The following is a 23,408-nucleotide window of genomic DNA, read 5'->3' as shown; positions in this document are numbered from 1 at the left end:
GGGTGGCGTATACTGTCGAAAGACTATGGCCCTGCCCCTTTACCTGGTGGGCCTTTCCCACAAGACCGCCCCCGTGGAGGTGCGGGAGCGGGCGGCCCTGGACCCAGCGGTGGCCCTGCCGGCGGCTCTGCGCACCCTGGGCAGGGCGGTGGTGCTTTCCACCTGCAACCGCACGGAAATCTACGGGGTGGGAAGCCCTAAGGAGGCCAAAGCCCTCCTCCTTGCGCGGGGGGTGGAGGCCCACCACCTCTACCAGAAGGAGGGAATAGAGGCCCTGCGGCACCTCTTTCGGGTGGCGGCGGGCCTGGACTCCTTGGTGATGGGGGAGGCGCAGATCCTGGGGCAGGTGCGGGAGGCCCTCTTCCTGGCCCGGAAATATGGGGCCACGGAAAGCCTATTGGAGAAGGCCTTCCAGTCCGCCATCGCCCTCGGCAAGCGGGCTCGGAGCGAAACCGGCATCGGGGCGGGAGCGGTGAGCGTGGCCTACGCGGCCTTGGACCTGGCCCTGGCGGTGTACGGGGACCTCACGGGCCTTGCCGTGGCGGTTTTGGGGGCGGGGGAAATGGCGGAGCTCTTTCTTACCCACCTGAAGGCCCAGGGAGTGGACCGGGTTTTGGTGGTGAACCGCACGGTGGAGAGGGCCAGGGCCCTGGCGGAGCGGTTTGCAGGGGAGGCCTATGGCCTCGAGGCCCTTCCCCAGGTCCTGCGCCAGGCGGACCTGGTGGTGGCTTCCGCCGCCAGCCCCCATTACCTGGTGCGCCCGGAGGACCTGCCGAGGCGGTCCAAGCCCCTTTTCCTCATCGACATCGCCCTGCCCCGGAACATCGACCCCCGGGTGGGCCGCCTGCCCCAGGCCTACCTGTACAACCTGGACGACCTAAAGCGGGTGGTGGAGAAGAACCTAAAGGCCCGCCAGGGCGAGGTGCCCAAGGTGGAGGTCCTCATAGAGGGAGCCATTGGGGACTACCTGGAGTGGTATGCGGGCCACCGGGTGCGGGAGGCCATACGGGCCCTGAAGGGCCTGGCCTATAAGGAGGTGGTGCGGGAGTACCCGGAGGCCGATCCCCTTACCTGGCACAAGGAGGCGGGGCGTAGGGCCCACCCCTGGATTCTGGCCGTAAAGGCCCGGACCCAGGAGTTCCTCCAGGGTCCTCCCTGCCCTGGGGAGTGCCCGCTTCTGGCCTTCCGTCCCCCACGGCTATGACCGCGGTTTCCCTGCTGGCCCTGGTGGGGGTTCTCCTCCTGGCGGTGGGGTTGTTCTGGCCTCGAGGGCTTTTCCTCGGGGCCTTTCTGTACCTGGGGGCCGCCTTGGCCGATGCCTTCGCCAAGGGGTTTTTCTCAGGTCCGGCCCAGCCCGCCTTGGTCCTGGGGGGGCTTTTGGCCTTGCGGGGGGAGAGCCTCTTGCTTCGGCCGAGGCTTACCCCTCTCCGCCGCTACCTGGTTCTCCTGGCCATGCTCCTTGGCCTCTTTGCCCTCAAGGCCCTGCCCCATCCGGGGGGAAGCCTGCCCCTCCTCCTTACCCTGGTGCACGCCGGGGCCTTCCTGGTGGCCTACCTGGCCCTGGCGGTGGGGGTGGGGGCAGGGGTGATGTGCGCCATGCAGGACCTGCGCCTAAGGTCGGTGCCGGAAAAAGCCCTGCTTTCCGCCCCCCTTTGGAGCCTGAGGCGGCTGGAGCAGGGCTACCTTCGGGTGGGGTACCTGGCCACCACCTTGGGCCTGACCAGCGGCATGGCCTGGGCCTGGGGGTATTTCGGTAGCCCTTTGGCCCTGGATCCCAAGGAGATCTCCGTGCTCCTGGGCTGGCTGGGCCTCACCCTTTACTTCCTCCTCGAGGAGCGGCTTCAGGGCTACCCGCGCATGGCCCTGCTCCTGCTGGCCTATGCCCTTTTGCTCTTCGCCTTCATCGGCGCTCCTTTCCTGGGTTCCCGCCATCCTTCGGGCCTGGGGTTTTAGATATGGAAACCTCAACTTGACAGATTGGGAACAACGGGTTTATAATCCTTCACAAGGAGGTGAAGGATGTGGAGCCCATGGTGGGACCCGGGGGTGGGGAAGAGGAGGCACGAGGAGCTCCTTTTGGAGGCGGAGCGGGAGAGGCTCCTTAGGCCCCTTCGTTCTCCCTGGCGTCTGAGGCTGGCCCGGGTTCTTTTGCGGTGGGCCCAGAGGCTTGCCCCGGAGGCTCCGGCGGAGCTTGGGGAGGTTTCCTATGGAGGATAAGCGGCGCATTTTGGAGATGGTAAGGGAAGGGGTCCTTACCCCGGAGGAGGCCCTGGAGCTTCTTTCCGTGCTGGAGGGAAGGGACTTGGCTGGTGGGGAAAGGCCTCCTGTGGAGGCCTCCCAGGTCTTTGACCCCCAGGGGTTTCGGGTTCAGGTGCAGGCGTTCGGGGCCAGCCTCGAGGTGGTGGGGGTGGCGGGGTTGGAGGGGCTGGAGGCGGAGGGTGGAGGGGTAGTCCTGGAGGGCGGGCTCCCGGTCTATCGGGTTTCCCTGGGCGAGGGGAGGCTTAGGGTTCCCGAGGGGGCCGAGGTTTTGCTTTTGGCCAAGGGAAGCCACGTGGAGCTTGCCGGGGTGGTCCTCAAGGGCCGGGCCCTAGGGGCCAACCTGGAAGGGGATGGGCTTTTGGGCCTGGACCTGGCCCTTTCGGGAGGCAACCTGGAAGCAGGCCTTTTCCTTCGGGATGGAGAGCACCGCCTGGAGGTGCGGGCGGGCAACGCCGAGCTCCGCTTTCTGCCGGGTTCGGACCTGGAGGTGGAGGCCCAGGTGCGCCTGGGGGGCCTCGAGGTGGCGGGACCTTGGCGGCAGGTGGCGGCCCCTGGCGGGCGGCGCTGGTCCTTGGGAGAGGGGAAGGCCAAGCTCAGGGCCAGGGTGGCCATGGGGAATCTGGAACTGGAGGCATAAGATGGAGGAAAAACGGCGTATTCTGGAGATGGTGCGTTCCGGGGAGATTGGGGTAGAGGAAGCCTTGGCCCTACTTGAGGCGGTGGAGGAACCCAGGCCCAGGGCGCAGGCCCCTGCCAGGCTCCTCAGGGTGCGGATCCAGGCCCACGACAAGGGGAAGCCGGTTCGGGTCCACGTGAACCTTCCCCTGGCCTTGGCGGAGCTTCTGGAGAAGTTCCTGCCCGAAGAGGCCAAGCTCACCCTGGAGGACCGGGGGGTACATTTGAAGGACCTCTTGCGCCTGGTGCGGGAGGGGGTGCCCGAGGGGAAACTGGTGGAGATCGAGGCGGAGGAGGGGGGCAATCCGGTGCAGGTGCTGGTGGAGGTGGTGTGAGGCCAGCTTGGCCCCCTTTGCGCCCCAGGTTCCTCTACCTTCGGGTGCGGGGGCCTTTCCCCCTGCCCCTGGTCCTCCCCCTTCCCCTTTGCGCCCTGGAGTGGGGTTTGCTCCTCGCCCTCTGGGTGTGGAAAACCCGGGCCCTTTTCCGGGGAGGAGCGCCTATTCCCTTGCCTCTTGGTGCCCTTTGGACCTTTAGGGTGTTGCCGCCTTTAACCCTGCTGGAGGTGGAGGCGGAGGGAGTAGAAATCAAGGTGGGGCTATGGTGATGAAACCCGTTCCCGTGCGGTGCCCGGCCTGCGAGGCTCCTTTGGCGGTGAAGGCCCTCTTTTGCCCTTCTTGCGGCACCGAGGTGCACGGCCGCTTCCAGCTGAACGAGTTCGCCCTCCTTTCCAAGGACCACCTGGACTTCCTGCGGCTTTTCGTGAAGGCCCGGGGCAACCTGAAGGAGGTGGAGAGGATCCTAGGGGTTTCCTACCCCACGGTGCGGGCGCGGCTGGACGCTCTCCTCAAGGCCCTGGGCTACGAGGCCGCAGAGGAAGGGGAAGACAGGCTTGAGGTGTTGGAGGCTTTGCGCCGGGGGGAGATCAGCGTGGAGGAGGCGGTGGCGCGGCTGAAGGAAGGGAGAAGCTGAAGGCCGTTCCCTTGCCCACCTCGCTTTCCACCCAGATCTCCCCCCCGTGGGCCTCGAGGATGGCCTTCACGATGGCGAGGCCCAGCCCCGACCCCCCCCGCTCCCGGTCCCGGGCCTTGTCCACCCGGTAGAAGCGCTCGAAAAGGTGGGGAAGGTGCTCCTTGGGGATGCCTTCCCCGTCGTCTTCCACCCGCACCACCACTTTCTCCCCCAGGTCAAAGGCCCTGAGCCAGATGTGCCGGGCCCCCGCTTTGATGGCGTTGGAGAGGAGGTTGGCCAGGACCTGGTGGAGCCGGTCCGGGTCGCCTTGCACCCAAAGCTCCGGGGAAGCCTCCACCTCAATCTCCCCCTCAAAGCTCTTGGCGAACTCCTCCTTCACCTCCTCCAGGAGGTCTTGGATGCGGACAGGGGCCGGTTCCATGCGCCAGGAACCGGTTTGGGAGAGCTCCAGAAGGTCCGACACCAGCTTCCCCATGCGCTCCGCTTCCCGCTTCACCACCTCGAGGCTCTCCCGCTGGGCCTCGGTGAGGGGAGTGCGGCGCAGCAGGAAGCCCACGTGGCCCAGAATGGCGGTGATGGGGGTTCTGAGCTCGTGGGAGGCATCCTGGAGGAAGCGGGTCTGGGCCAGGAAGGCCTGCTGCATCCGGGAAAGCATGCCGTTTAAGGCCCGCACCAGGGTGGCCACCTCGTCCCGCCCCTCGGGTTCGGGCAGGGGTTCGGGGCGGGTGGTGATGGCCTCGGCCCGCCGGGCCACCCATTCCAGCGGCTCCAGGGCCCGGGCCACCAGGTTCCTGGCCAGGAGGATGGAGAGGAGGAGCACGAGAAGCGCCGTACCCGCATAGATGCGGGCGAACTGGGAGAGGGTGCTCTCCAGGCTTTCCACGGGCTTCCCCACCAAAAGGGCTCCCTGCCACACGGTTCCCCCCAGGTTGACCTCCACCCGGCGGGCGTAGACCAGAAGCTTTAAGGGGGGTCCTTCCCGCGGCAGCTCGGCGTAGGCCCAGGCCTCGCCCCGCTCCAGAAGGGTGTGGTAGTCCGCCTCCTTTAGGAGAAGGCGCTGGCTTCCTAAGGCGGGGCTTTTCTGCAGGCTGATCCCTCCTTCCCGGGCCAGAAGGGCGGGGTTTTCCTCGGGAAGAAGCTGGAGCTCCGCATAGAGGCTTGCGGGAAGCCCGGCCTCCAGGAGGGCCTGGCCGCCCAGGTTCAGGAGGCGGACCACCTGGTTGCTGGCCTCCAGAAGCTCCTGGCGCAGGGAGCGGTAGAGGAAGCCCCGCAAGAGGCCTTCCAGGGCCAGCCCCAGCACCAAAAGGGTTACCAGGAGGAGGCCTGCGGTGAGGAGGGTGATGCGGGAGCGCAGGGTCATACCGCCCTGCCCTGGCTTTGGGACCCCGGCGAGGAGGCCCTTAGGGCTGCTTCAAGGTGGGGCATGGGAGGGATGCGTCAATCCTCACGGAGCACGTACCCCACGCCCCGCACCGTGTGGATGAGACGCCTTTCCCCCGCGGCCTCCAGCTTCTTGCGCAGGTAGCCGATGTAGACGTCCACCACGTTGCTTCCCCCCTGGTAGCCGGGCCAGACCTTTTCCTCAATCTCGTAGCGGCTGAAGACCTTCCCGGGGTTCTTGGCGAGAAGTTCCAGGAGCTCGAACTCCTTGTTGGAAAGCTCGATGCGCCGCCCGCTTCGGAAAACCTCCCGGCCCTCGAGGTTGATGATGAGGTCCGCCACCCTGATCTCCCCGGTAATGGCGGGGCTTACCCGGCGCAGGTGGGCCCGCACCCGGGCCAGGAGCTCCTCTATGGAAAAGGGCTTCACCAGGTAGTCGTCGGCTCCGGCGTCCAGGCCCTCCACCTTGTCCTCGATGCGGTCCTTGGCGGTGAGGATGAGGATGGGCACGTTGGAGGTCTTGCGGATGCGCTTGGCCACCTCGATCCCGTCCATGACGGGAAGCATCAGGTCCAGGATCACCAGGTTGGGGTTCACCTCCCGGAAGCGGGAAAGGCCGGTGATGCCGTCGTAGGCCACCTCGGTGCGGTAGCCCTCGGCTTGCAGTTCCAGCTCGATGAAGCGGGCGATGTCCTTTTCGTCCTCCACGATCAGGATGAGGGGAGGTTCCATACCCTCCAGGATACTCACTTTCTCATGAGAAAGCTAGGTGTACAGGCTTAGAACCGCCAGGTACATAAAAAGGCTTCCCACGAGGACCAGGAGATGCCACAGGCCGTGAAACCCCACTTTCTCCGGCCAGGGGTCCGGCTTCTTTCTCGCATACACCCAGGCTCCCAGGGTGTAGAAGGCCCCGGAGAGGGCCATGAGGCCGAAGGTGGGAAGGGGCAGGTGGAGCTTGGGGAGAAAGAAGACGGAAAGCCAACCCAGGGCCAGGTAGGCCAGGGTGTAGAGCCACCGGGGTGCCCTGAGGAAGAAGAGGCGGAAGCCCACCCCCAGGAGGGCCAGGCTCCACACCAGGCCCAGGGCGAAGGGTTTCCAGCTTTCCTGAAGGCCCTCCACCAGAAAGGGGGTGTAGCTTCCGGCGATGAAGAGGAAGATGGCCGCATGGTCCAGCCGCCTGAGCCAGGCCAGGGCTCGATCCCCCACCCGCAGGGCGTGGTAAAGGGTGCTGGCACCGAACATGAAGGCCATGGTGAGCCCGAAGATGAGGAGAGCGGGCCAGACCTCCCTGGGGGCGAGGAGAAGGAGGAAGGCGCTTCCCAAAAGGGCTAGGGGCACCCCCAGGGCATGGCTTAGGGCGTTAAAGGGTTCACGGACCATGCCCCAGCGTACCCTGGCCTGGGCTTCAGGCGCCAGGGCCCAGGGCGGCTTCGATCTCCGCCACCTTCTTCACCGTGCGCAGGAGGGCGTCGGGGTTGAGGCTTAGGGAGTCGATGCCCTTGGCCACCAAGAAGGCGGCGAACTCGGGGTAGTCGGAAGGGGCCTGGCCGCAGATGCCCACCTTTTTCCCTTTGGCGTGGGCCTTTTCTATGAGCATGGCCGAGAGGAGTTTGACGGTTTCCCGCCTTTCGTCGAAGAGCCAGGCCACCCGTTCCGAATCCCGGTCCAGGCCTAAAGCCAGCTGGGTGAGGTCGTTGGAGCCGATGGAAAACCCGTCAAAGAGCTCGGCGAAGGCCTCAGCCTCGAGGACATTGGAGGGGATCTCCGCCATCACGTAGACCTCGAGGCCCTCCTCTCCCCGTCTCAAGCCTCCCTCCGCCATCACCTCCAAAACCCTGGCCCCCTCCTCGGGGGTGCGGCAGAAGGGCACCATCACCATGAGGTTCTTGAGGCCCATCTCCTCCCGCACCTTCTTGACCGCCGCCACCTCGAGGAGGAAGCCCTCCTTGTAGTCGGGGTGGTAGTAGCGGCTCGCCCCCCGCCAGCCCAGCATGGGGTTTTCCTCCTTGGGCTCAAAGAGGTGCCCCCCGACGAGGCGGGCGTACTCGTTGGTCTTGAAGTCGGAGAAGCGGAGGAGGACGGGCCTGGGGTAAAAGGCCGCGGCGATGAGGCCGATCCCCTGGGCCAGGGTATCCACGAAGTAGGCCCTTTTGTCGGGGTAGGCCTCGGTGAGCTCCTCCACCTGGCGCCGTACCTTTTCGGGCAGGGTTTCGAAGCGGGTTAGGGCCAGGGGGTGGATGCGCACGTGGCTGGCGAAGACGAACTCCATGCGCAATAGCCCCACCCCGTCCGTGGGTAGGAGGCTTACCCTTAGGGCCTCCTCCGGGGTACCCACGTTGACCAGGATCCGGGTGCGAGTCCTGGGGAGGGTTTCCGGGCGCACCTCCTCCACCTCAAAGGCCAGGGCCCCGCGGTAGACGCGCCCCACCTCCCCCTCAGCGCAGGAGACCGTGACCTCTTCCCCCTCGGGAATGAGCCGGGTGGCCCCCACCGCCCCCACCACCGCCGGTACCCCCAGCTCCCGGGCCACGATGGCGGCGTGGGAGGTGCGCCCACCCCGTTCGGTGACGATGGCCGCTGCCCGCTTCATGATGGGCTCCCAGTCGGGGTTGGTGGTTTCCGTGACCAGGACCTCACCCTCCTGGAAGCGATCCATCTCCTTGGGATCCTTAAGCACCCGGGCCCTTCCCGTGGCGATGGCTTCCCCCACCGCCAGGCCCTCGGCCAGGACCTCGCCCCTTTCCAAAAGGCGGTGGATGCGGAGCACCGGGGCCTTCTGGGAGTGCACGGTCTCGGGCCGGGCCTGCAGGATGAAAAGCTCCCCCGTGGGCCCGTCCTTGGCCCACTCGATGTCCATGGGGGTGGGAGTTCCCCGCTTCCCGCTGTAATGCTCCTCAATCCGGATGGACCAGTCGGCCAGGAGGAGGGCCTCATCCTCGGAAAGGGCGAACTGGTTCCGGAGATAAGGGGGGGTGGGACGGTTTCTCAGCCGGCCCTCCCTGGGGTCAAAGGCCAGGGTAAGCTCCTTGGGGCCCAGTTTCTTGTGGACAAGGGCCCGGTAGCCGGCTTTGAGGGTTTCCTTGTGCACGTAGTAGGCGTCGGGTCCCACCCTCCCCTGGACGATGTTCTCCCCCAGGCCGTAGATGGCGGGCGGTGATGTAGACGAAGCCGCGGTGGCCGGTGTCGGGGTCCAGGGTGAAGACCACCCCGCTTGTGGCGGTGTCCGCCCGCACCATGCGCTGCACCCCCACGGAGAGGGCCACCTTCAGGTGGTCAAAGCCCATGTGGGCCCGGTAGCTGATGGCCCGGGCGGTGAAGAGGCTGGCCATGGCCCGCTTCACATGGAGGAGGAGTTCCTCCTCCCCTTGCACATAGAGGTAGCTTTCCTGTTGCCCGGCGAAGCTGGCGGTGGGGAGGTCCTCGGCGGTGGCGCTGCTGCGCACGGCCACAGGGAGGGCTTCCTCCCCGGCTTCCTGGGAAAGCGTTCGGTAGGCCTGGCGGATTTCCTCCTCCAGGTCCTCGGGATATTCCCCCTTCAGGATCAGGTTTCTCAGGCGGCGGCTTGCCCGGGCCAGGAGGATGGGGTCATCGGGGTCCAGGTCCTTAAGCTCCTGGGCGATGGCCTCCTTGAGGCCGTTGGCCGTGAGGAAATACCAGTAGGCCTCGCTGGTGGTGGCAAACCCCCCGGGCACCTTCACCCCCAGGGGGCTTAGCTCCCGGATCATCTCCCCGAGAGAAGCGTTCTTACCCCCCACCAAAGGCACATCCTCCAGGCCCACCTCGTGAAAAAACCGGATCCAGCGCATACCCTGCCTCCTTCCTAGGGGATGCCCCCCTTCCTGAGAAGCTCCTTCAGGATTCCCTCGGCGCTTTCCCCTTCGTAAAGGGCCTCCTCCGTGAGGAAAAGCCGATGGGGAAGGGCCAGGAAGGCTGCGTCCCTAAGCTCCTTCCAGTCCACCAGGGGCTTGGTCCTGAGGTAGGCCAGGGCCCGGGCCAGGGCCAGCCAGGCCTTGGCCCCCCGGGGGGAGAGGCCCATGCGCAGGCGCCGGTCCTCCTGGGTGAGAAAGGCCACGTGGGTGATGGTCTCGAGGGCCTCCCTGGCCACCCTGACCCCCCGCACCTCCTCCTGGGCCTTGGGGAAGTCCACCCCCAGGGGTTCGGGAATCCGGGGTTCCTCCGTGAGGATCCTGAGCCACACCTCCCGCCTGGGGGGGCGGAAGGGGATTTTGGCGGTGAAGCGGTCCAGCTGGGCCTCTGGGAGAGGGTAGGTGCCCTCAAGCTCTAAAGGGTTTTGCGTGGCCACCACGAAGAAGGGCTCGGGCAGGGGGTAGCGCACCCCTCCTGCGGTCACCGCCCGTTCCTGCATGGCCTCGAGGAGGGCCGACTGCACCTTGGGCGGGGCCCGGTTGATCTCGTCCGCCAGGACCACCTGGGCGAAGAGGGGACCTTTCACGAACTCAAACCGCCCCTCCCGGAACACCTCGCTTCCCGTGAGGTCCTGGGGCAGGAGGTCGGGGGTGAACTGGATGCGCTTGTAGCTCAGGCCGCTTCCCTTGGCGAAGCTTTCCGCCAGGAGGGTCTTTCCCAAGCCCGGAACGCCTTCCAAAAGGGCGTGCCCCCGGGCCAGCAGGGTGGCCAGGAGGGCCTCTATGGCCTCCTCCTGGCCGAAGAGGACTTCCTGCAGGGCCTCCCGGAGCCGGGCAAGCGCTTGAAGGGGGGTTTCCGCCATGGCCTCCAAGGCTTAGGTTTCCTCGGCGCTCCTGCGCTCCTGCACGATCTTCTGCGCCAGGTGGGGGGGCACCTCCGCGTAGTGGCTGAACTCCAGGGTGTAGGCCCCTGCCCCCCCGGTGAGGCTGGGCAGGGCCTTGTAGTACTCCAAAACCTCCGCCAGGGGCACCTCGGCCCGCACCGCCGCCAGGGCCCCTTCCTGCTCCATGCCCAGGATGCGTCCCCGCCTTGCCTGGAGGTCGGAGAGGATATCCCCCACCCGCTCCTGCGGGGCGATCACCTTGATCTGGTAGATGGGCTCCAGAAGAACCGGGCTTGCCAGCTCCATCACCTTCTTGAAGGCCATGCTGGCGGCGATCTGGAAGGCGAGATCCGAGGAGTCCACCTCGTGGTAGGAGCCGTTATAGACGATGGCCTTGAAGCCCATCACCGGGTAGCCCGCCAGGACCCCCTTTTTGGCCGCCTCGAGGATCCCCTCCTCAATGGCCTCCTGGTACTTGCTGGGGATCACCCCCCCGGTGATGCGCCATTCAAAGCTGTACTCGGGGGCGGGTTCCAGCCTCAGCCACACATCCCCGTACTGGCCGTGCCCCCCGGTCTGCTTCTTGTACTTGCCCTGCCCCTCGGCCACCTTGCGGATGGTTTCCCGGTAGGGGACCTTGGGCACGGAGAACTCCACCTCCACCCCGTAGTCGGCCAGGCGCTCCTTGGCGGTGGTGAGGTGAAGCTCCCCGTGTCCCCAAAGCAGGAACTCCCCCGTCTCCTCCTGGCGCTCCAGCTTGAGGCTTGGGTCCTCCTCCAGAAGCTTCCTCAGGGCCTCCCCCAGCTTGGCCTCGTCGGTCCTGCCCTTGGGCCGGATGGCCACGGGCACGTTGGGCTCGGGCAGGCGGGCGAAGGGTACCGCCTCGCTTTCCGGCCGTTCCCCCTGCCATAGCACCATGCCCCGGTGGAGGTTTTCCGCCTTGGGCACGCCCAGGATATACCCTCCTTCCGCCTCCTCCACCTCCAGGAGGTCCTTGCCCATGGGCACGTAGAGGTGGGGTAGGCGGATGGCGCCCGCTTCGCTTTGGAGGGTATCCCCTGGCTTCAGCCTACCCCGGTAAAGGCGCACGTAGGCCACCTGGCCCATGAAGGGGTCCACTTGCACCTTGAAGACCTTGGCCAGGGCGGGGCCTTCCCCAAAGCGTTCCTCCGGGGAAGGGAGGGCCTCCAGGATCAGGTCCAAGAGGGGCAGGACCCCGATGCCTTCCGTGCCCGAGGCCAGGGCCACGGGATAGAGGAGGCCCTGGCGCACCGCCTCGTGGAAGGCTTTTTCCAGGGCCTCCCCGGTCACCTCTTCCCCCTCCAGGTACTTTTCCAGAAGGGCTTCGTCGGTTTCCACGATGGCCTCGAGGACCTCCTGGCGGAAGCGCTCGGCCCGCTCCCGCTCCTCCTCGGGCACGGGGACCTCCACCTCCTGCCCGTTCTCGTACCGGTAAGCCTTGCCGTGGAAGACGTCGATGAGCCCCACCCAGCGCCCGCTTTGGTAAAGGGGCAGGTCGATGGGCAGGATGTGCCCCAGGGTGGCCCGGAGGTCCTCCAGAAGGGCGTAGTAGTCCCCGCCCTTGTCCAGCTTGGTGACCACCACCATGCGGGGAAGGGCAAGCCGCTCGGCCACGGTCCAGGCCCTTTCCGTGCCCACCTGCACCCCGTTTTCCGCGGATACGGCCACCAAGGCGGCGTCGGCGGCCTCCAAAGCCCCCCTGATCTCCCCCACGAAATCCCCGTAGCCGGGGGCGTCCAGGAGGAAGATGCGGTGGTCCTTGTACTTCAGGGGGGCCACCCCGGTGCGCACCGTGGTGCGGTGGAGCTTGGCCTCGGGGGTGTAGTCGGTGGTGGTGGTGCCGTCCTCCACCCGGCCCATGCGTTCCTTGGCCCCGGTTCGGAAAAGCAGGGCCTCGGTCAAGGTGGTTTTGCCGCTTCCCGCATGGCCCACCAGGGCCACGGTTCGGATGGGAGAGGTTCCTGGGATCATCTTCCCTCCTTCTTGGTGCCCATAGTATAGGCCTAAGGAGGGGGCGATTGTCCCAAGTGCTCTACGTGCCCAGGAGGCTTCTGGAGGAAACCCGCACCCACCTCCAAAAGGAGGCGCCCAGGGAAGGGGTGGGGCTTTGGGCGGGGAGGCGGGAGGTGGAGAGGGTGATTCCCCTGCCCAACGCCCATCCCGAGCCTCTGGTGGGATATCTGGCCGAGCCCTTGGCCCTGCTTCGGGCCCTAAAGGAGATGGAAAGGGAGGGTCTAGCCCTCCTGGCCATCTACCACTCCCATCCTCGGGGGCCTGCCTTCCCCAGCCCCACCGATATCCGCGAGGCCCGCTGGCGGGTGCCCTATGTCATCTTCGGCACCGATGGGGTCAGGGCTTTCCTTCTACCGGAAGGGCTGGAGGTACCCGTGGCCTTGCTGCCCTAGCCCCCGTAGAACCAGCCCGTGTCCCACATGATGAGGGGCTTGGCCTCCTGCCTCACCCCGGCCTCCACCACCTCAGCCACCACCACGCTGTGGTCCCCGCCCTCGTAGATGTGGCGCACCTCGGCCTCGAGCCAGTAGGGAAGCTCGGTGAGGAGGGGAAGGCCAAAGGTGGGGGAGGGTTCAAAGGGATGGCCGTTCAGGGTGCTCCCTTCCCGCACCGTGGGTTTGAAGAAGTCCTGGGCGATCTGCTTCTGGTCCTGGGCCAGGGTCATGAGGGCCAGCCTGCCCGTGCGCTGGATAAGCTCATGCAGGCGGCTATCCCGCTTAACCCCCAGGGCGACGAGGGGAGGGGTGAAGGAGGCCTGGGTCACCCAGTTCACGGTGCCGGCGGCGTAGTCCTCCCCGTCCCTGGCCGTCAGGATGTAAAGGCCATAGGTGAAGCTCCGCAGGACTTTCTTCTTGACCTCGAGGTCCATACCGGTTTCCATTCTAGCCCTGGGCCAGGAGGGTCTGGATGAGGGCCTCATGGATGTGGCCGTTGGTGGCCACGATGTAGCGGTGCCCAAGGCGGTAGGGCCTTCCTTCCAGGTCGGTGACCTTGCCCCCCGCCTCCTCCACGATGAGCCAGCCTGCGGCCACGTCCCAGGGGTTCAGCTTCACCTCCCAGAAGCCCTCCAGCCTCCCGGCGGCCACATACACCAGGTCCAAGGCCGCCGCCCCCGGCCGGCGCACCAGGAGTCCCCTGGACAGGGCCCGGTGAAAGTAGGTGAGGTTTTCCGGGTCCTTGGCCACATCGTAGGGAAACCCCGTGGCGAGGAGGCTTCCCAAAAGCTCCTTCCGTTCCGTGACCCGGATGGGCCGGCCGTTTAGGAAGGCGCCTTCCCCCCGTACCGCGTAAAAGGCCTCGTCCCGGCTGGTGTCCAGCACTACCCCCACCTGGACCTTCCCTTCCACCTCGAGGGCAAGGGAAACCCCATAGAAGGGAAAGCCATGGGCGTAGTTCACGGTGCCGTCCAGGGGGTCCACGATGAAGCGGAGGGCCTTGCCCCCCTCGCTTCCCCCCTCTTCCCCCAAGAAGCCCGCCTCGGGGAAGCGGGAGAGGAGAAGTTCCTTGATGGCTTCCTCCGACTCCCGGTCCGCCTGGGTAACCAGGTCGGTGGGGCCGGACTTGGTGCCGTGGGTGAAGCCTTTTTCCAGGTAGTAGCCGTGGATGCCCTTGGCCAGACGGGCAGCTTCCAGCATGGTTTCCAGATAAGGGAAGTAAGGGTGCTCCCTGCCAATCACCTTTCCATCATACGCCGGGCTTAAAGACCTTTGGCTTTGGCAAAAAGTAGCCTTAGCTTAGCTTCGTCCTTCACCCCAGGGGCCCGTTCCACTCCGCTTGCCAGATCTATGGCGTAGGGCCTCAGGGCCAGAACCTCCTCCAGGTTTTCGGGGGTTATCCCACCCGCCAGGATGATGCGCTTTCCCGTTTGCAAAAGGGGTTTGGCCCAGTCCCTGGGGTAGGTTTGGCCGCTTCCTGGAGCCTTGCTATCCAGCAGAAGGGTGCCTGCGGGGTACTGGGCCCAGCCGGGATCCGCAGGACCGGTTAGGGGAAAGGCCTTGACGACGGGAAAGTGCTTGCCGATGGCCTCTGCCCACTCCGGAGGCTCCTGGCCATGCAGCTGGACCACCTGGAGCCTGGCCTGTTCCGCAAGCCTCAGCACCTCCTCGGGGCCTTGGTTCTGGAAGACCCCCACCCGAACCACAAAGGGGCCCAAAGCCTCCGAGATGGTCCGGGCCACCTCGAGGTCCACCCGCCTTCTGGAGCCCGGAGCAAAGACGAATCCCACGGCGAAGGTCCCCAGGGCTTCCGCCAGAAGGGCGTCCTCCAGCCGGGTGATGCCGCAGATCTTGATGCGGATCAAGGGAGAACCCTCCTCCCTTTGTCCTCCTGGATCACCCCTGTTTCCAAAAGGTAATGGTGCTTCTCCCAGGTGAAGCGCCGGGGCTGGACCATGCCCTTAGTTTAAGGGCCCCACCAGGGCGGCTGGTGGGGCCTGGACACCCTTACCTGAGGTCTAACCGCACTTGGAGTAGCCGCAGGCCTGGCATTTGTAGCATCCTTCCTCCCGCACCAGGGCCACCTCCCCACAGGAGGGGCACTTGGTGGCTCCCGCCAGGGCCAGGCCGCCTTGGGGCCCCCATACCCCGAGCGAACCGCCAGAGAGAGCGGGTACCTCGGTCAACTCGTCAAGGTAGCCCCCACGGGGCTGACCAGGGACTGCCTTGGCAGCGGTGGCCTCCCCCTTCAGGACCTCGGGGATGGTTTCCAGGGCCACGGCGATCAGGTCCGCCTTGCTGGAAACCAGCCTGCCCTGGTAGGTGCCGTAAAGACCGCCGTTGATGCCCCTTAGGGTCCTCACGATGGCCTCCGCAGGCACCCCGTACTGGAGGGCGATGGAAACCACCCGGCCCAGGGCCTCGGAGTCGGCGTTGGCCTCGTCCCCTGCCTTGCCCGAGGTGAGGATGACCTCTATGGGCCTTCCCCCCAGCATGTTCACCGTGACCAGGAAGCTCCGCTTGCCCCCGTCGGGGGAGAGGAGCTTGACCATGTCGGTAAAGCCCATGAGCCTGCCCGGGCGCTCGTACATGGGGGTGCCCGGTTGAGGCGCTGGCGAGGGGGCCTGGGGAGCAGGGCGGGAAGCCAAGGGAGCTTCTTCCTTGTCCTCCTCTGCCTTCTTCTCCTCTTTCCTCACCGTGAGCACCTGGAACTCCCGGGAGCCGTCCCGGTAGACGGTGATGCCCTTGCACCCCGTGCGGTAGGCCTCCAGGTAGGCTTCCTCCACCTCCTCCACGGTGGCGTGGTTGGGCAGATTGATCGTTTTGGAGAGCGAGTTGGCAGCGTACCCTTCGGCGTCGAAGGCTCGCTGCACGGCTCCTTGCATCCGCACGTGGTCCAGGGGATGGATGTCGTGGGCGCACTCGAAGACCCGGCGAATCGCCTCGGGGACAAAGGGAAGGTTCTTGACCGAGCCGTGCCCGTCCTCCTGGATGGCGGCGATGATCTTCTCCCAGTCCCACTTTCCGTCCTTCTCGTAATCGGGATGGGGCGGGTAGGTCTCCATCAGCTCCACGAAGAGGGGGTGGAGGAGGGGCTTGTACTCTCCGCCGATCCGCCGCCACACGAAGGGGCTGAAGACGGGCTCGATGCCGCTAGAAACCCCCATGACCATGCTGGTGGTGCCGGTGGGGGCCACGGTGAGGAGGGCCACGTTGCGCCTGGGCCTGATTCCCAGGGCCTCAAAGTACTCCTGGTGCGCCTCGTAGAGGGGAAAGACCCCCCTTTCCTTTGCCAGGGCCTCCGAGGCCTTGATGGCCTCCTCCCGCATGGCGGACATGATCTCGTAGACCTTCTCCCTGGCCTCCTCGGAGGAGTAGGGGAGGCCCATCTTGATGAGGGCGTCCGCCAGGCCCATGACCCCGAGGCCAAGCCTCCTGAGCTTCTTGGCCGCCTCCTCGTTATCGGGGAGGGCGAACCTGTTCACGTCCAGAACGTTGTCCAGGAAGCGGATGGCTGTGTGGACATCCCTCCTGAACTCCTCCATCTGGAACTCCCCGTCCTTCACGTAGGCGGCCAGGTTCAAGGCCCCAAGATCGCAGGGCTCGCCCACGGTGAGGGGGACCTCACCGCAATTGTGAGCCACAACACCATTAGCGATGAGGCTATGGGTCACGGGTTCAGTAAGGTCGTAGACGGGGGCCTCTCCCGCGGGTTCCACGCTCTTCACCGTAGCTTGGAAAGCGTGCCTCGAGCGCCTTTTGCGGCTAGCGAGCTCCCCTAGGTGGGCATTCTTCTCAGGTTGCAAGAAGCCGACTTTTTGTGCGAAAGCCACCAGGTCGGCGCCATAGATGATTAGCTCGTACTGGGGAGCAATTGTGTAGCTTTTCATCCCCCCGCGGCCATCCGGTAAGTCTTTGGAGCTCCCCTGTCGCCTCAGGTAAATCCTTGCGTAAATCCCGAGGTTGAGGAGGAGGAGCTGGACGTCCTGGAGCAGGTGAGTGCTGGAGGAGCTTAAGCGAACGGAGCAGAATCCCTCTTTGTTCACCTGCACCGAGCCATCGGCGCTGAAGAGGCCTTGGAGGAAGCCCACCACGGCTTCCCTGGGGGCACGGAAGAGGCTTTCCGGGACCCGTTTCTCCGTGGCCTTGGCGACCTTAACCCCTAGGGCCTGGAAGAACTCCGCGGGGATGCGGTTGAAGTGGAGGTGGAAGGTGTTAGAGGGGGTTTCCTGGAGGCTTCCTCCGCCGAACCAGTCCCGGAGAAGGTCAGGAAGCCAGCTGAGGGCGGCGAAGTCCTTGCGGGAGAAGTAGAAGCCCACCCCATCTTCCCGCAGGTAGCCGTCCCCTAAAAGCCAGCCTAGGGCTATCCCGAGCTCCCGGCTCCAATGGGTGGGGAGGTTGTGGTACTTTTCCCGGACGTCCGCCCGGCCTTTTCCTCCCCGTCCCCCTGCGGTGGCCACCCGCTCCCGGGCCACGGCCAGGGCAGGGGCGGGCAGGGTGTCCTCCTTGGGGAAAAGCCCCTCGCCGCTTTGCACCAGGACCTTGTCCCCCGGCTTCAGGCTCCCCGCCTCCTTGTACCCCCTCGGAGTCAGGAGGAGGTGGTCCGGGGTGAGGGTGAGCTCTAGCCCCTCCCGGGTGCGGAGGCGGACTACGGGCTTCACCCCGGTGAAGAAGGCCTGGGTTGCTTTTCTCACTACCGCACCCTTACCTGAGGCAGGCCGCCCCATCCCTCCAAGGGGGGCCCGGGCGTCCGTGACCAGGTAGAAGCTACCCCCTTCCTGGGCAAGCTCCTCGATGGGGACGAGGCCCCTTTCCGTGGGGATGCGGGTGGAGCCCACGAAGCAGGGGTTGGTGGAGCGGATCTGGTACCTGGGCCCGAGGCCCTTGAGGGCGGAAAGCTCGTTGATGCGGTCCACGAAGATAAGCCCTGGCTCCCCGGTGGCCCAGGCGTGCCAGGCGATCTCGTGCCAGAGCCAGCGGGCGGGAACCTTGCCCCCGAAAAGGGGGACGGGTTTGGCCCCATCCTCCCGCTCCGGCAGGGCAGGGATCTGGCCCGTGTAGGTGCTTCCTAGGGGATGGGGGTAGTACTTTCCCGGCACCTCAATGGGGGTCACGGGCCAGAGGGCGTCCTCCTCGAGGGCCTTCATGAAGGCTTCGGTGACCAGGACGGAGATGTTGAAGGTGGAGATATCCCCCTCGGCCTTTTCCCGGTCCAGGTCCTTGGCGGTGAGGAAGTCCAGGAGGTCGGGGTGCTCTATGGAAAGGGTAGCCATCCCCGCCCCGCGGCGGGTCCCGCCCTGCCTCACCACCCGGAGCACCGGGGCGTACACATACCGTAAGGTGGCCACGGGCCCGGCTTCCTCCCCTCCTAGGGCGGCCCACTCCAGGAAGTTGTCGAAGATCTCCATGAGGAAGCTCACCGGGCCGGAGCTGGTACCCCCGGAGCCCCGGATGGGGGCTCCCTCGGGCCGAAGGAGGGAGAAGTCCACGTGGGGCTCGAGGCCCTTCAGGGCCAAGGCGGTTGCCTCTTTGGCGGCTTCCACAATGCCCCCCATGTCGTCGGGTACCTGGATGGCTCCGGGAGGGGGTTCCTGGACCACCAGGACCCCGTAGCGTTCCGCCAGGTCCCTAAGTTCAGGGGAAACCTCCCCGTAGACCGCCCGCACGAAGTTCTTCAGAGCGATCTCCTCCTTTTCCCCTTCCGGGTTGGTGGGGGGGCGCATGAGGCCCCGGATGAAGTCGGCCACGTCGGGGTGGCGGGCGGAAAGATAGGCCACGCCCCGCACCGCCCGGCGCTGGCGGTTCCCCTTGGAGCGGTAGGGGTCCAGGTTGACCCCGTTCCCCCCGCCCACCTTGGTGACCAGGGCCAGCTTTTTGGCCACCTCCATGATCCCATCGAAGCTTTCCGGGGGGTACTGGGTGGCTCCCTGCACGAAGCAGTTCAGGAGGTTGCCGTGGGGGGTGCCTGCCCCGGCCAGGATGCGCCCGCCGGGAGAGAAGCGCTTGGAGGCCATGAGGTCATAGAACTTTTCCTCCCAGTAGGCCCGGTCCTCGGGTTTTTCCACCTTGGCGATCTCCCGGGCCACCCGGCGGAACATGCCGAGGATATCCCCGTCCCCTTCCTGGAAATACTGGCGCCTGGCGATGGCTTGCGCGTGATCGTCAAAGAAATACCGTTCCATAAATCCTCCAGACCCCCTCGGGGTGTTTCCCCCACATCTTGGGGCAGACGCCTGAAATACTACAACCTTTGGGGTTTTCCCGGCAAGTGGGGAGGGTCACACTCTGCTCCCGGTTGTTGACTAAGCTCCCTTAGCCTACCAGAATGGGAAGGATGCGCGCGGCTTTCCGCACCCTCGGGTGCAAGGTGAACCAGGTGGAAACCGAGGCCCTGCTGGGTTTCCTCAAGGCCCTGGGGCCGGAGGTGGTTCCCCTCGAGGCGGGGGCCGACCTGGTGGTCATCAACACCTGCGCCGTGACCACCACCGCCGAGGCCGATGCCCGCAAGGAGATCCGCCGGGCCAGGCGGGCCAACCCAGGGGCCTTCATCGTGGTCACGGGGTGCTACGCCGAGCTTTCCCCGGAGGAGGTGCGGGAGCTGGGTGCCGACGCCGTGGTGCCCAACTCCCGCAAGGCGGAGCTTCCCAAGGTGATCCTGGAGCATTTCGGGCTTCCCTCGGATCCCATCACCACCCCCCCCAACGAGTTCTGGGGGGCGGGGGAGAGGGGGCTTCTCAATAGCCGGGTCCGGGCTTTTTTGAAGGTGCAGGATGGCTGCCAGGTGGGCTGCGCCTACTGCATCATCCCCCGGCTAAGGGGCAAGGAACGGCATCGGGATTACCGGGATGCTTTGGCGGAGGCGGAGGCCCTTCTGAGGATGGGCATAAAGGAGATCGTGCTCACGGGGGTGCGGCTTGGAAGCTACCGGGGCCACCCCAGGGGCCTTGCCGGTCTGGTGGAGGACCTCTACCACCTGGGGGCCAAGGTGCGGCTTTCCTCCATCGAACCCGAGGACACGGGGGAGGACCTCCTTAGGATCATCGCCCGGTATGCCCCGGGGATCAGGCCCCACCTGCACCTTTCCCTGCAGACGGGTTCGGACCGCCTCCTAAGGCTCATGGGACGCCGCTACGACAAGGCCTATTACCGCAACCTGGTGCAGAGGGCCTACGAGCTCATCCCGGGCTTTGCCCTCACCACGGATGTCATCGCCGGGCTTCCCACGGAAACCGAGGAGGAGCACCAGGAAACCCTGGCCTTTCTGGAGGAGCTTAGGCCCACCCGGGTCCACGCCTTCACCTATACCCCCCGTCCCAAGACCCGGGCGGCCTCCATGCCCCAGGTGCCGCCGGAGGTGCGCAAGCGGCGCACCAAGGAGATCATCGCTTTGGCCCAGCGTCTTGCGGAGGAGCGCATCAGGCCCAAGCTGGGAAGCCAGGTGGAGGTTTTGGTGGAGAGGATCCAGGGGGGCCTTGCTCTCGGCCACACCCCCGACTACTACGAGGCCCGCCTTTCCGGTTCTGCCCGGCCGGGGGATACGGTTTTGGCGCGGGTGGAGGGAGCGGAGGGATACACCCTTTTGGGCCGGGTGGAAAGGGTGGAGGAGGCTTTGCTTCCCTTGGAACTCCCCATAAGGTAGACTTTTTTCCATGGAGTGCGTGTTCTGCCGCATCATCGCCGGAGAGCTTCCTTCCCGGAAAGTCTACGAGGATGAGGGCTTCGTGGCCTTCCACGACATAAGGCCCAAGGCCCCGGTGCACGTGTTGGTGGTGCCCAAGGAACACATAGCGAAGCTTTCCGACTACCCCGACACGGAGGAGGGGGAGAGGAAGCTCGGGGCTCTCTTCCGCACTGCAACCCGGGTAGCCCGGGTCCTGGGCCTCGAGGGGTATAAGGTCCAGGTGCATGTGGGGGAGAAGGGAGGACAGGAGGTTTTCCACGTGCACGTGCACGTCATGGGGAGTCCTTCTTGAGGACGAAGCGGTCCAGCACCTGGCCGCTAGGGTCCAGGGCGTAGCCCACCAGGGTTTCCCCTTCCGCCTCCAGGAAAAGGGCGTGGTGGGCCACCGCCAGGGCCTGGGTGTAGGGGGAAGGAGGCTTGGTGGGGTAGAGGCCTGCCCCGCCTCCGCCCACCACCAGGTGGGTGGTGAAGCCCACCTGGAGGCGCTCGTAATGGTGGTCGTGGCCCGCCAGGACCAAGGGTACCCGGTGTTGGCGTAGAAGGGGCTCGAGGAGACTCCTTAGGCTCGGGCTTCCCCCGTGTAGCCCCGAGGAGTAAAGGGGGCGGTGGAGGATCACCACCCGCCAGGGTGCCTGCGGGCGGCTAAGGACCTGGGCCAGCCATTCCCGCTGGGCCTTTAGGTCTCCTTCCGTGTAGAGGATGAAGAACTCCATTGCCCCCAGGCGCACTGGGTAATAGGGTCTTTCCAGCTGGAAGCGCTTGAGCTGGCCCTCGAGGTTGGGGGCATCGTGGTTGCCGAAGGCGGGGTAAAGGGGTATGGGAGGAAGCTCCTTTAGGAAACGCTCCACCACCAGCCCCCGGGGATAGAAGTTGTCCCCCGCGGTGAAGAGGGCCGCCAGGGGCTTGCGGGCGTGCTCGGTCCGAAGCAGGTTAGCCACCTGGGTCCGGCCCGGGGTGTCCTGCCCCCAATCCCCTATGACCGCCACCCGCTGGCCAAAGGCCAGTCCAAGGGAAAGAAGGAGGAAAAGGAGCCTGCGCACTAGGCCTCAGCGGCTCCGTGGGGCTTTAGGCTGGCTTCCTCCACCCCCGCTTTTTCCACCACCTCCTCGGCCACCAGGATGGGGGCCCCGGCCCTAAGGGCCAGGGCCATGGCGTCGGAGGGCCTTGCGTCCACCTCCAGCTCAATGCCCCGGTGTTCCAGGATGAGTCGGGCGTAGAAGGTGCCGTCCCGCAGGTCGATGATTTCCACACGCAGGAGTTTCCCCTGGAGCATTTCCATCACGGAGAGGAGGAGGTCGGGGGTAAGGGGGCGCGGGGGTTTTTCGCCTTGCAAGGCCACCACGATGTGGTGGGCCTCGAGGGGACCGATGACGATGGGGAGAAGCTTGTCGTTCTCCGTCCTGAGCAGGACCACCACGCTCCCGTTCTGGGGGTCCACGCCCAGGGTCTCGATCTTGGCGTTCAGCATACCTTGAGTATAGACTAGCGGCGTGAGGACTTACCCTGTGGAGATCGCTGGGGTTCGGCGCGAGCTTCCCATCGTCCAGGTGGGGCCGGATGTGGCCGTGGCCCTTCTAAACCTTCTGGGGGACACCGAGCTCACCGAGGCCGCCGCCGAGGAGCTGGCCAAGCGCTTACCCCCTGAGGTGGAAACCCTGGTCACCCCTGAGGTCAAGGCGGTACCCTTGGCCCATGCTCTTTCCCGGATTGCCAAGAAGCCCTATGTGGTGGCTCGGAAGACGGAGAAGCCCTACATGATCAACCCTGTGAGCCGCCAGGTGCTCTCCATCACCACGGGCAAGCCCCAGCTTCTGGTGCTGGATGGGGCGGATATCCCCCTCATCCGGGGGCACAAGGTGGCCATCGTGGACGATGTGGTGTCCACGGGTTCCACCCTTTCGGGCCTCCGGGAGCTCATTGAGAGCGTGGGGGGCCAGGTGGTGGCGGTGCTGGCGGTCTTCACCGAGGGCACGCCCCGCCAGGATGTCATCGCTTTAGGCCACCTGCCCCTCTTCAAGCCGGAATAGGAGGTTTTATGGAAACCTATCCCATCACCATCGGCGGCGTCACCCGCCACGTGCCCCTCATCGAGCCCCTCCCAGGACGGCGGATCCCCCTGGTGGAGTTTTTGGGGGACCCTGAACTGGTGCGGGCGGCAGCCCAGGCCCTAAAGCCCTTGGTGCCCGCGGGTACCGAGGTACTCTTCACCACGGAAACGAGCCCGATCCCCCTCACCCACGTCCTTGCGGAGGAGATGGGATTACCCTACGTGGTGGCGAGAAGGCGGCGCCGCCCCTACATGGAGGATCCCATCATCCAGGAGGTGCAGACCCTGACCCTGGGGGTGGGGGAGGTGCTCTGGCTGGACCGGCGTTTCGCCGAGAAGCTTCTTAACCAGAAGGTGACCTTGATATCCGATGTGGTTTCCAGCGGGGAAACCATGAAGGCCATGGAGAGGATGGTGCTCCGGGCAGGGGGACGGGTGGTGGGACGGATCGCCGCCTTCCGCCAGGGTACGCCTGCTTTGGAAGTGCTGACCGTGGCTGAGCTTCCCGTGCTGTGACGAGCTCTTCCTTCATGGATGTGTTTATCTTGAAGAGTCCGGAATTGTAGCGAGATATACCGAGGCTTTGAGCCCCAGGTTTGAGGCTACTTCCACGTTCTCCGGGTCGTCGTCCAGGTAAAGGGTTTCCTCCGGAGCCAGACCCAGGGCCTCGAGGGCCATCTGGAACGCCCTGGGGTCAGGCTTGGCCACCCCCAGGGTGCAGGAGGCAAAGAAGCCATCCACGTAGGCATCCAGGCCGTGGTAGGCCAGGCTTTCCCGTAGGCTTGGTAAGGTGTTGGAGAGCACGCCCACCTTAAGCCCCTGTTCTTTGAGGCTCCGCAGGAGGGCTTCCGCCCCAGGGGCTTTGCGCATGAAGTGGTAGTAGCGCCAGGAGTGGAGCTCCTTGGATAAGGAGGTTTTCCCGGGGCCGGAAAGCCCAAGCTCCTCGGCCACCTTTTGGGCCAAGGTGTTCCAAAAGGTGGCTTCCTCCTCGAGGGTGCGCACCTGAAGGGTGCGCACCACCTCGTTGATCTCCCGCACCGCCCGGGCCAGAACCGCCAGGGTCTTTTCCAGGCCAGCCCCGTGGATGGAAAGCTCCAGGGCCTTCTTGTAAAGGGCTTCCTCGTTCAAGAGGATCAGAACCCCGTCCCGATCCAAAAGGGCTCCCCGCATGGGCCT

24 protein-coding genes and 1 pseudogene are annotated in these 23,408 nt (G+C 65.7%); 12 read left to right on the top strand and 13 right to left on the bottom strand.

The features are described 5' to 3' along the window. The first annotated feature begins 25 nt into the window (after nucleotides 1–25). From hemA to TNMX_RS08545, 7 genes are all read left to right on the top strand, one after another. Nucleotides 26–1,204 carry a glutamyl-tRNA reductase gene (hemA, locus tag TNMX_RS08575; RefSeq protein WP_038031247.1) on the top strand — a complete coding sequence of 393 codons (1,179 nt, stop codon included), beginning with the start codon at nucleotides 26–28 and terminating at the stop codon, nucleotides 1,202–1,204. After that, nucleotides 1,201–1,953 (top strand): cytochrome c biogenesis protein CcsA, encoded by a 753-nt coding sequence (gene ccsA / locus TNMX_RS08570; protein WP_015718036.1) that lies wholly within the window; start codon nucleotides 1,201–1,203, stop codon nucleotides 1,951–1,953. Before hemA ends, ccsA begins: the two co-directional genes overlap by 4 nt. A gap of 66 nt (nucleotides 1,954–2,019) precedes the next feature. Further along, on the top strand, nucleotides 2,020–2,217 hold the full coding sequence (locus tag TNMX_RS08565) for a hypothetical protein (RefSeq protein WP_038031244.1): 198 nt from the start codon (nucleotides 2,020–2,022) through the stop codon (nucleotides 2,215–2,217). Next, on the top strand, nucleotides 2,207–2,896 hold the full coding sequence (locus TNMX_RS12405; RefSeq protein ID WP_052037968.1) for a hypothetical protein: 690 nt from the start codon (nucleotides 2,207–2,209) through the stop codon (nucleotides 2,894–2,896). Before TNMX_RS08565 ends, TNMX_RS12405 begins: the two co-directional genes overlap by 11 nt. A 1-nt stretch (nucleotide 2,897) precedes the next feature. Further along, nucleotides 2,898–3,269 carry a hypothetical protein gene (locus TNMX_RS08555; protein ID WP_038031241.1) on the top strand — a complete coding sequence of 124 codons (372 nt, stop codon included), beginning with the start codon at nucleotides 2,898–2,900 and terminating at the stop codon, nucleotides 3,267–3,269. Next, nucleotides 3,266–3,538 carry a hypothetical protein gene (locus tag TNMX_RS08550; RefSeq protein ID WP_038031238.1) on the top strand — a complete coding sequence of 91 codons (273 nt, stop codon included), beginning with the start codon at nucleotides 3,266–3,268 and terminating at the stop codon, nucleotides 3,536–3,538. Before TNMX_RS08555 ends, TNMX_RS08550 begins: the two co-directional genes overlap by 4 nt. Beyond that, nucleotides 3,532–3,903 carry a DUF2089 domain-containing protein gene (locus TNMX_RS08545; RefSeq protein ID WP_038031236.1) on the top strand — a complete coding sequence of 124 codons (372 nt, stop codon included), beginning with the start codon at nucleotides 3,532–3,534 and terminating at the stop codon, nucleotides 3,901–3,903. Before TNMX_RS08550 ends, TNMX_RS08545 begins: the two co-directional genes overlap by 7 nt. On the opposite strand, the gene TNMX_RS08540 is transcribed toward TNMX_RS08545, so the two are convergent. The 6 genes and pseudogenes from TNMX_RS08540 to TNMX_RS08515 form a co-directional block, all read right to left on the bottom strand. Beyond that, nucleotides 3,857–5,263, bottom strand: coding sequence for a cell wall metabolism sensor histidine kinase WalK (locus TNMX_RS08540; protein WP_038031234.1), 1,407 nt, complete (start codon nucleotides 5,261–5,263; stop codon nucleotides 3,857–3,859). The genes TNMX_RS08545 and TNMX_RS08540 overlap by 47 nt on opposite strands. Nucleotides 5,264–5,340: 77 nt before the next feature. Then, the gene (locus tag TNMX_RS08535; protein ID WP_015718029.1) at nucleotides 5,341–6,015 is read right to left on the bottom strand and encodes a response regulator transcription factor; all 675 of its coding nucleotides are present in this window, start codon (nucleotides 6,013–6,015) and stop codon (nucleotides 5,341–5,343) included. Nucleotides 6,016–6,048: 33 nt separating this feature from the next. Beyond that, nucleotides 6,049–6,666: a hemolysin III family protein gene (locus TNMX_RS08530; RefSeq protein ID WP_038031231.1), complete on the bottom strand. Its 618-nt coding sequence runs from the start codon at nucleotides 6,664–6,666 to the stop codon at nucleotides 6,049–6,051. Between the two features lie 25 nt (nucleotides 6,667–6,691). Further along, nucleotides 6,692–9,092: pseudogene (ppsA, locus tag TNMX_RS08525) on the bottom strand (phosphoenolpyruvate synthase). Nucleotides 9,093–9,106: 14 nt separating this feature from the next. Then, a complete protein-coding gene (locus TNMX_RS08520; RefSeq protein ID WP_038031229.1) occupies nucleotides 9,107–10,015 on the bottom strand; it encodes a MoxR family ATPase in 909 nt (302 codons plus the stop codon). A gap of 12 nt (nucleotides 10,016–10,027) precedes the next feature. Continuing rightward, nucleotides 10,028–12,028: an elongation factor G gene (locus TNMX_RS08515; protein ID WP_038031226.1), complete on the bottom strand. Its 2,001-nt coding sequence runs from the start codon at nucleotides 12,026–12,028 to the stop codon at nucleotides 10,028–10,030. A gap of 47 nt (nucleotides 12,029–12,075) precedes the next feature. Between TNMX_RS08515 and TNMX_RS08510 the strand changes: the two genes are divergently transcribed. Beyond that, nucleotides 12,076–12,462, top strand: coding sequence for a Mov34/MPN/PAD-1 family protein (locus TNMX_RS08510; RefSeq protein WP_019550842.1), 387 nt, complete (start codon nucleotides 12,076–12,078; stop codon nucleotides 12,460–12,462). On the opposite strand, the gene TNMX_RS08505 is transcribed toward TNMX_RS08510, so the two are convergent. From TNMX_RS08505 to TNMX_RS08490, 4 genes are all read right to left on the bottom strand, one after another. Continuing rightward, entirely contained in the window at nucleotides 12,459–12,938 is a 480-nt protein-coding gene (locus tag TNMX_RS08505; protein WP_028493492.1) for a flavin reductase family protein, read from the bottom strand. The two genes, TNMX_RS08510 and TNMX_RS08505, sit on opposite strands and share 4 nt — an antisense overlap. Before the next feature lie 13 nt (nucleotides 12,939–12,951). Next, nucleotides 12,952–13,746, bottom strand: coding sequence for an inositol monophosphatase family protein (locus TNMX_RS08500; protein WP_126178575.1), 795 nt, complete (start codon nucleotides 13,744–13,746; stop codon nucleotides 12,952–12,954). A 20-nt stretch (nucleotides 13,747–13,766) separates the two neighbouring features. Continuing rightward, nucleotides 13,767–14,366: a phosphoribosylanthranilate isomerase gene (locus TNMX_RS08495; protein ID WP_156919444.1), complete on the bottom strand. Its 600-nt coding sequence runs from the start codon at nucleotides 14,364–14,366 to the stop codon at nucleotides 13,767–13,769. Nucleotides 14,367–14,522: 156 nt separating this feature from the next. Then, nucleotides 14,523–18,686, bottom strand: coding sequence for an intein-containing adenosylcobalamin-dependent ribonucleoside-diphosphate reductase (locus TNMX_RS08490; protein WP_038031220.1), 4,164 nt, complete (start codon nucleotides 18,684–18,686; stop codon nucleotides 14,523–14,525). A 152-nt stretch (nucleotides 18,687–18,838) separates the two neighbouring features. Between TNMX_RS08490 and TNMX_RS08485 the strand changes: the two genes are divergently transcribed. Together TNMX_RS08485 and TNMX_RS08480 are read left to right on the top strand one after the other, a co-directional pair. Further along, on the top strand, nucleotides 18,839–20,143 hold the full coding sequence (locus tag TNMX_RS08485; protein ID WP_038031218.1) for a MiaB/RimO family radical SAM methylthiotransferase: 1,305 nt from the start codon (nucleotides 18,839–18,841) through the stop codon (nucleotides 20,141–20,143). A 10-nt stretch (nucleotides 20,144–20,153) separates the two neighbouring features. Continuing rightward, nucleotides 20,154–20,477 carry a histidine triad nucleotide-binding protein gene (locus TNMX_RS08480; RefSeq protein ID WP_038031216.1) on the top strand — a complete coding sequence of 108 codons (324 nt, stop codon included), beginning with the start codon at nucleotides 20,154–20,156 and terminating at the stop codon, nucleotides 20,475–20,477. Here the strand turns inward: TNMX_RS08480 and TNMX_RS08475 are convergent. Continuing rightward, nucleotides 20,458–21,225: a metallophosphoesterase gene (locus tag TNMX_RS08475; RefSeq protein ID WP_038031214.1), complete on the bottom strand. Its 768-nt coding sequence runs from the start codon at nucleotides 21,223–21,225 to the stop codon at nucleotides 20,458–20,460. The two genes, TNMX_RS08480 and TNMX_RS08475, sit on opposite strands and share 20 nt — an antisense overlap. Continuing rightward, nucleotides 21,225–21,653: a bifunctional nuclease family protein gene (locus TNMX_RS08470; RefSeq protein ID WP_015718016.1), complete on the bottom strand. Its 429-nt coding sequence runs from the start codon at nucleotides 21,651–21,653 to the stop codon at nucleotides 21,225–21,227. The genes TNMX_RS08475 and TNMX_RS08470 overlap by 1 nt, the downstream gene beginning before the upstream one ends. A gap of 22 nt (nucleotides 21,654–21,675) precedes the next feature. Here TNMX_RS08470 and TNMX_RS08465 point away from each other — a divergent pair, with 22 nt between their 5' ends. Both TNMX_RS08465 and TNMX_RS08460 read left to right on the top strand, forming a co-directional pair. Further along, nucleotides 21,676–22,212, top strand: coding sequence for a phosphoribosyltransferase family protein (locus TNMX_RS08465; RefSeq protein ID WP_026329118.1), 537 nt, complete (start codon nucleotides 21,676–21,678; stop codon nucleotides 22,210–22,212). 8 nt (nucleotides 22,213–22,220) lie between these two features. Next, entirely contained in the window at nucleotides 22,221–22,748 is a 528-nt protein-coding gene (locus TNMX_RS08460) for an adenine phosphoribosyltransferase (protein ID WP_015718014.1), read from the top strand. 24 nt (nucleotides 22,749–22,772) lie between these two features. Here TNMX_RS08460 and TNMX_RS08455 read toward each other — a convergent pair whose 3' ends face one another. Beyond that, on the bottom strand, nucleotides 22,773–23,402 hold the full coding sequence (locus tag TNMX_RS08455; RefSeq protein WP_019551532.1) for an HAD family phosphatase: 630 nt from the start codon (nucleotides 23,400–23,402) through the stop codon (nucleotides 22,773–22,775). Nucleotides 23,403–23,408 lie beyond the last annotated feature (6 nt).

This window comes from Thermus sp. NMX2.A1, from assembly GCF_000511705.1.
GTDB classification, from domain to species: domain Bacteria; phylum Deinococcota; class Deinococci; order Deinococcales; family Thermaceae; genus Thermus; species Thermus scotoductus.
This window is presented reverse-complemented; position numbering and strand designations above follow the sequence as displayed.

What these genes read in the sequence shown, in the direction of transcription:
- hemA (WP_038031247.1), top strand. Translation starts at nt 26, where the DNA reads ATGGCCCTGCCCCTTTACCTGGTGGGCCTTTCCCACAAGACCGCCCCC.
- ccsA (WP_015718036.1), top strand. Translation starts at nt 1,201, where the DNA reads ATGACCGCGGTTTCCCTGCTGGCCCTGGTGGGGGTTCTCCTCCTGGCG.
- TNMX_RS08565 (WP_038031244.1), top strand. Translation starts at nt 2,020, where the DNA reads ATGTGGAGCCCATGGTGGGACCCGGGGGTGGGGAAGAGGAGGCACGAG.
- TNMX_RS12405 (WP_052037968.1), top strand. Translation starts at nt 2,207, where the DNA reads ATGGAGGATAAGCGGCGCATTTTGGAGATGGTAAGGGAAGGGGTCCTT.
- TNMX_RS08555 (WP_038031241.1), top strand. Translation starts at nt 2,898, where the DNA reads ATGGAGGAAAAACGGCGTATTCTGGAGATGGTGCGTTCCGGGGAGATT.
- TNMX_RS08545 (WP_038031236.1), top strand. Translation starts at nt 3,532, where the DNA reads ATGGTGATGAAACCCGTTCCCGTGCGGTGCCCGGCCTGCGAGGCTCCT.
- TNMX_RS08540 (WP_038031234.1), bottom strand. Translation starts at nt 5,263, where the DNA reads ATGACCCTGCGCTCCCGCATCACCCTCCTCACCGCAGGCCTCCTCCTG.
- TNMX_RS08535 (WP_015718029.1), bottom strand. Translation starts at nt 6,015, where the DNA reads ATGGAACCTCCCCTCATCCTGATCGTGGAGGACGAAAAGGACATCGCC.
- TNMX_RS08530 (WP_038031231.1), bottom strand. Translation starts at nt 6,666, where the DNA reads ATGGTCCGTGAACCCTTTAACGCCCTAAGCCATGCCCTGGGGGTGCCC.
- TNMX_RS08520 (WP_038031229.1), bottom strand. Translation starts at nt 10,015, where the DNA reads ATGGCGGAAACCCCCCTTCAAGCGCTTGCCCGGCTCCGGGAGGCCCTG.
- TNMX_RS08515 (WP_038031226.1), bottom strand. Translation starts at nt 12,028, where the DNA reads ATGATCCCAGGAACCTCTCCCATCCGAACCGTGGCCCTGGTGGGCCAT.
- TNMX_RS08505 (WP_028493492.1), bottom strand. Translation starts at nt 12,938, where the DNA reads ATGGACCTCGAGGTCAAGAAGAAAGTCCTGCGGAGCTTCACCTATGGC.
- TNMX_RS08490 (WP_038031220.1), bottom strand. Translation starts at nt 18,686, where the DNA reads ATGGAACGGTATTTCTTTGACGATCACGCGCAAGCCATCGCCAGGCGC.
- TNMX_RS08485 (WP_038031218.1), top strand. Translation starts at nt 18,839, where the DNA reads ATGCGCGCGGCTTTCCGCACCCTCGGGTGCAAGGTGAACCAGGTGGAA.
- TNMX_RS08480 (WP_038031216.1), top strand. Translation starts at nt 20,154, where the DNA reads ATGGAGTGCGTGTTCTGCCGCATCATCGCCGGAGAGCTTCCTTCCCGG.
- TNMX_RS08470 (WP_015718016.1), bottom strand. Translation starts at nt 21,653, where the DNA reads ATGCTGAACGCCAAGATCGAGACCCTGGGCGTGGACCCCCAGAACGGG.
- TNMX_RS08460 (WP_015718014.1), top strand. Translation starts at nt 22,221, where the DNA reads ATGGAAACCTATCCCATCACCATCGGCGGCGTCACCCGCCACGTGCCC.
- TNMX_RS08455 (WP_019551532.1), bottom strand. Translation starts at nt 23,402, where the DNA reads ATGCGGGGAGCCCTTTTGGATCGGGACGGGGTTCTGATCCTCTTGAAC.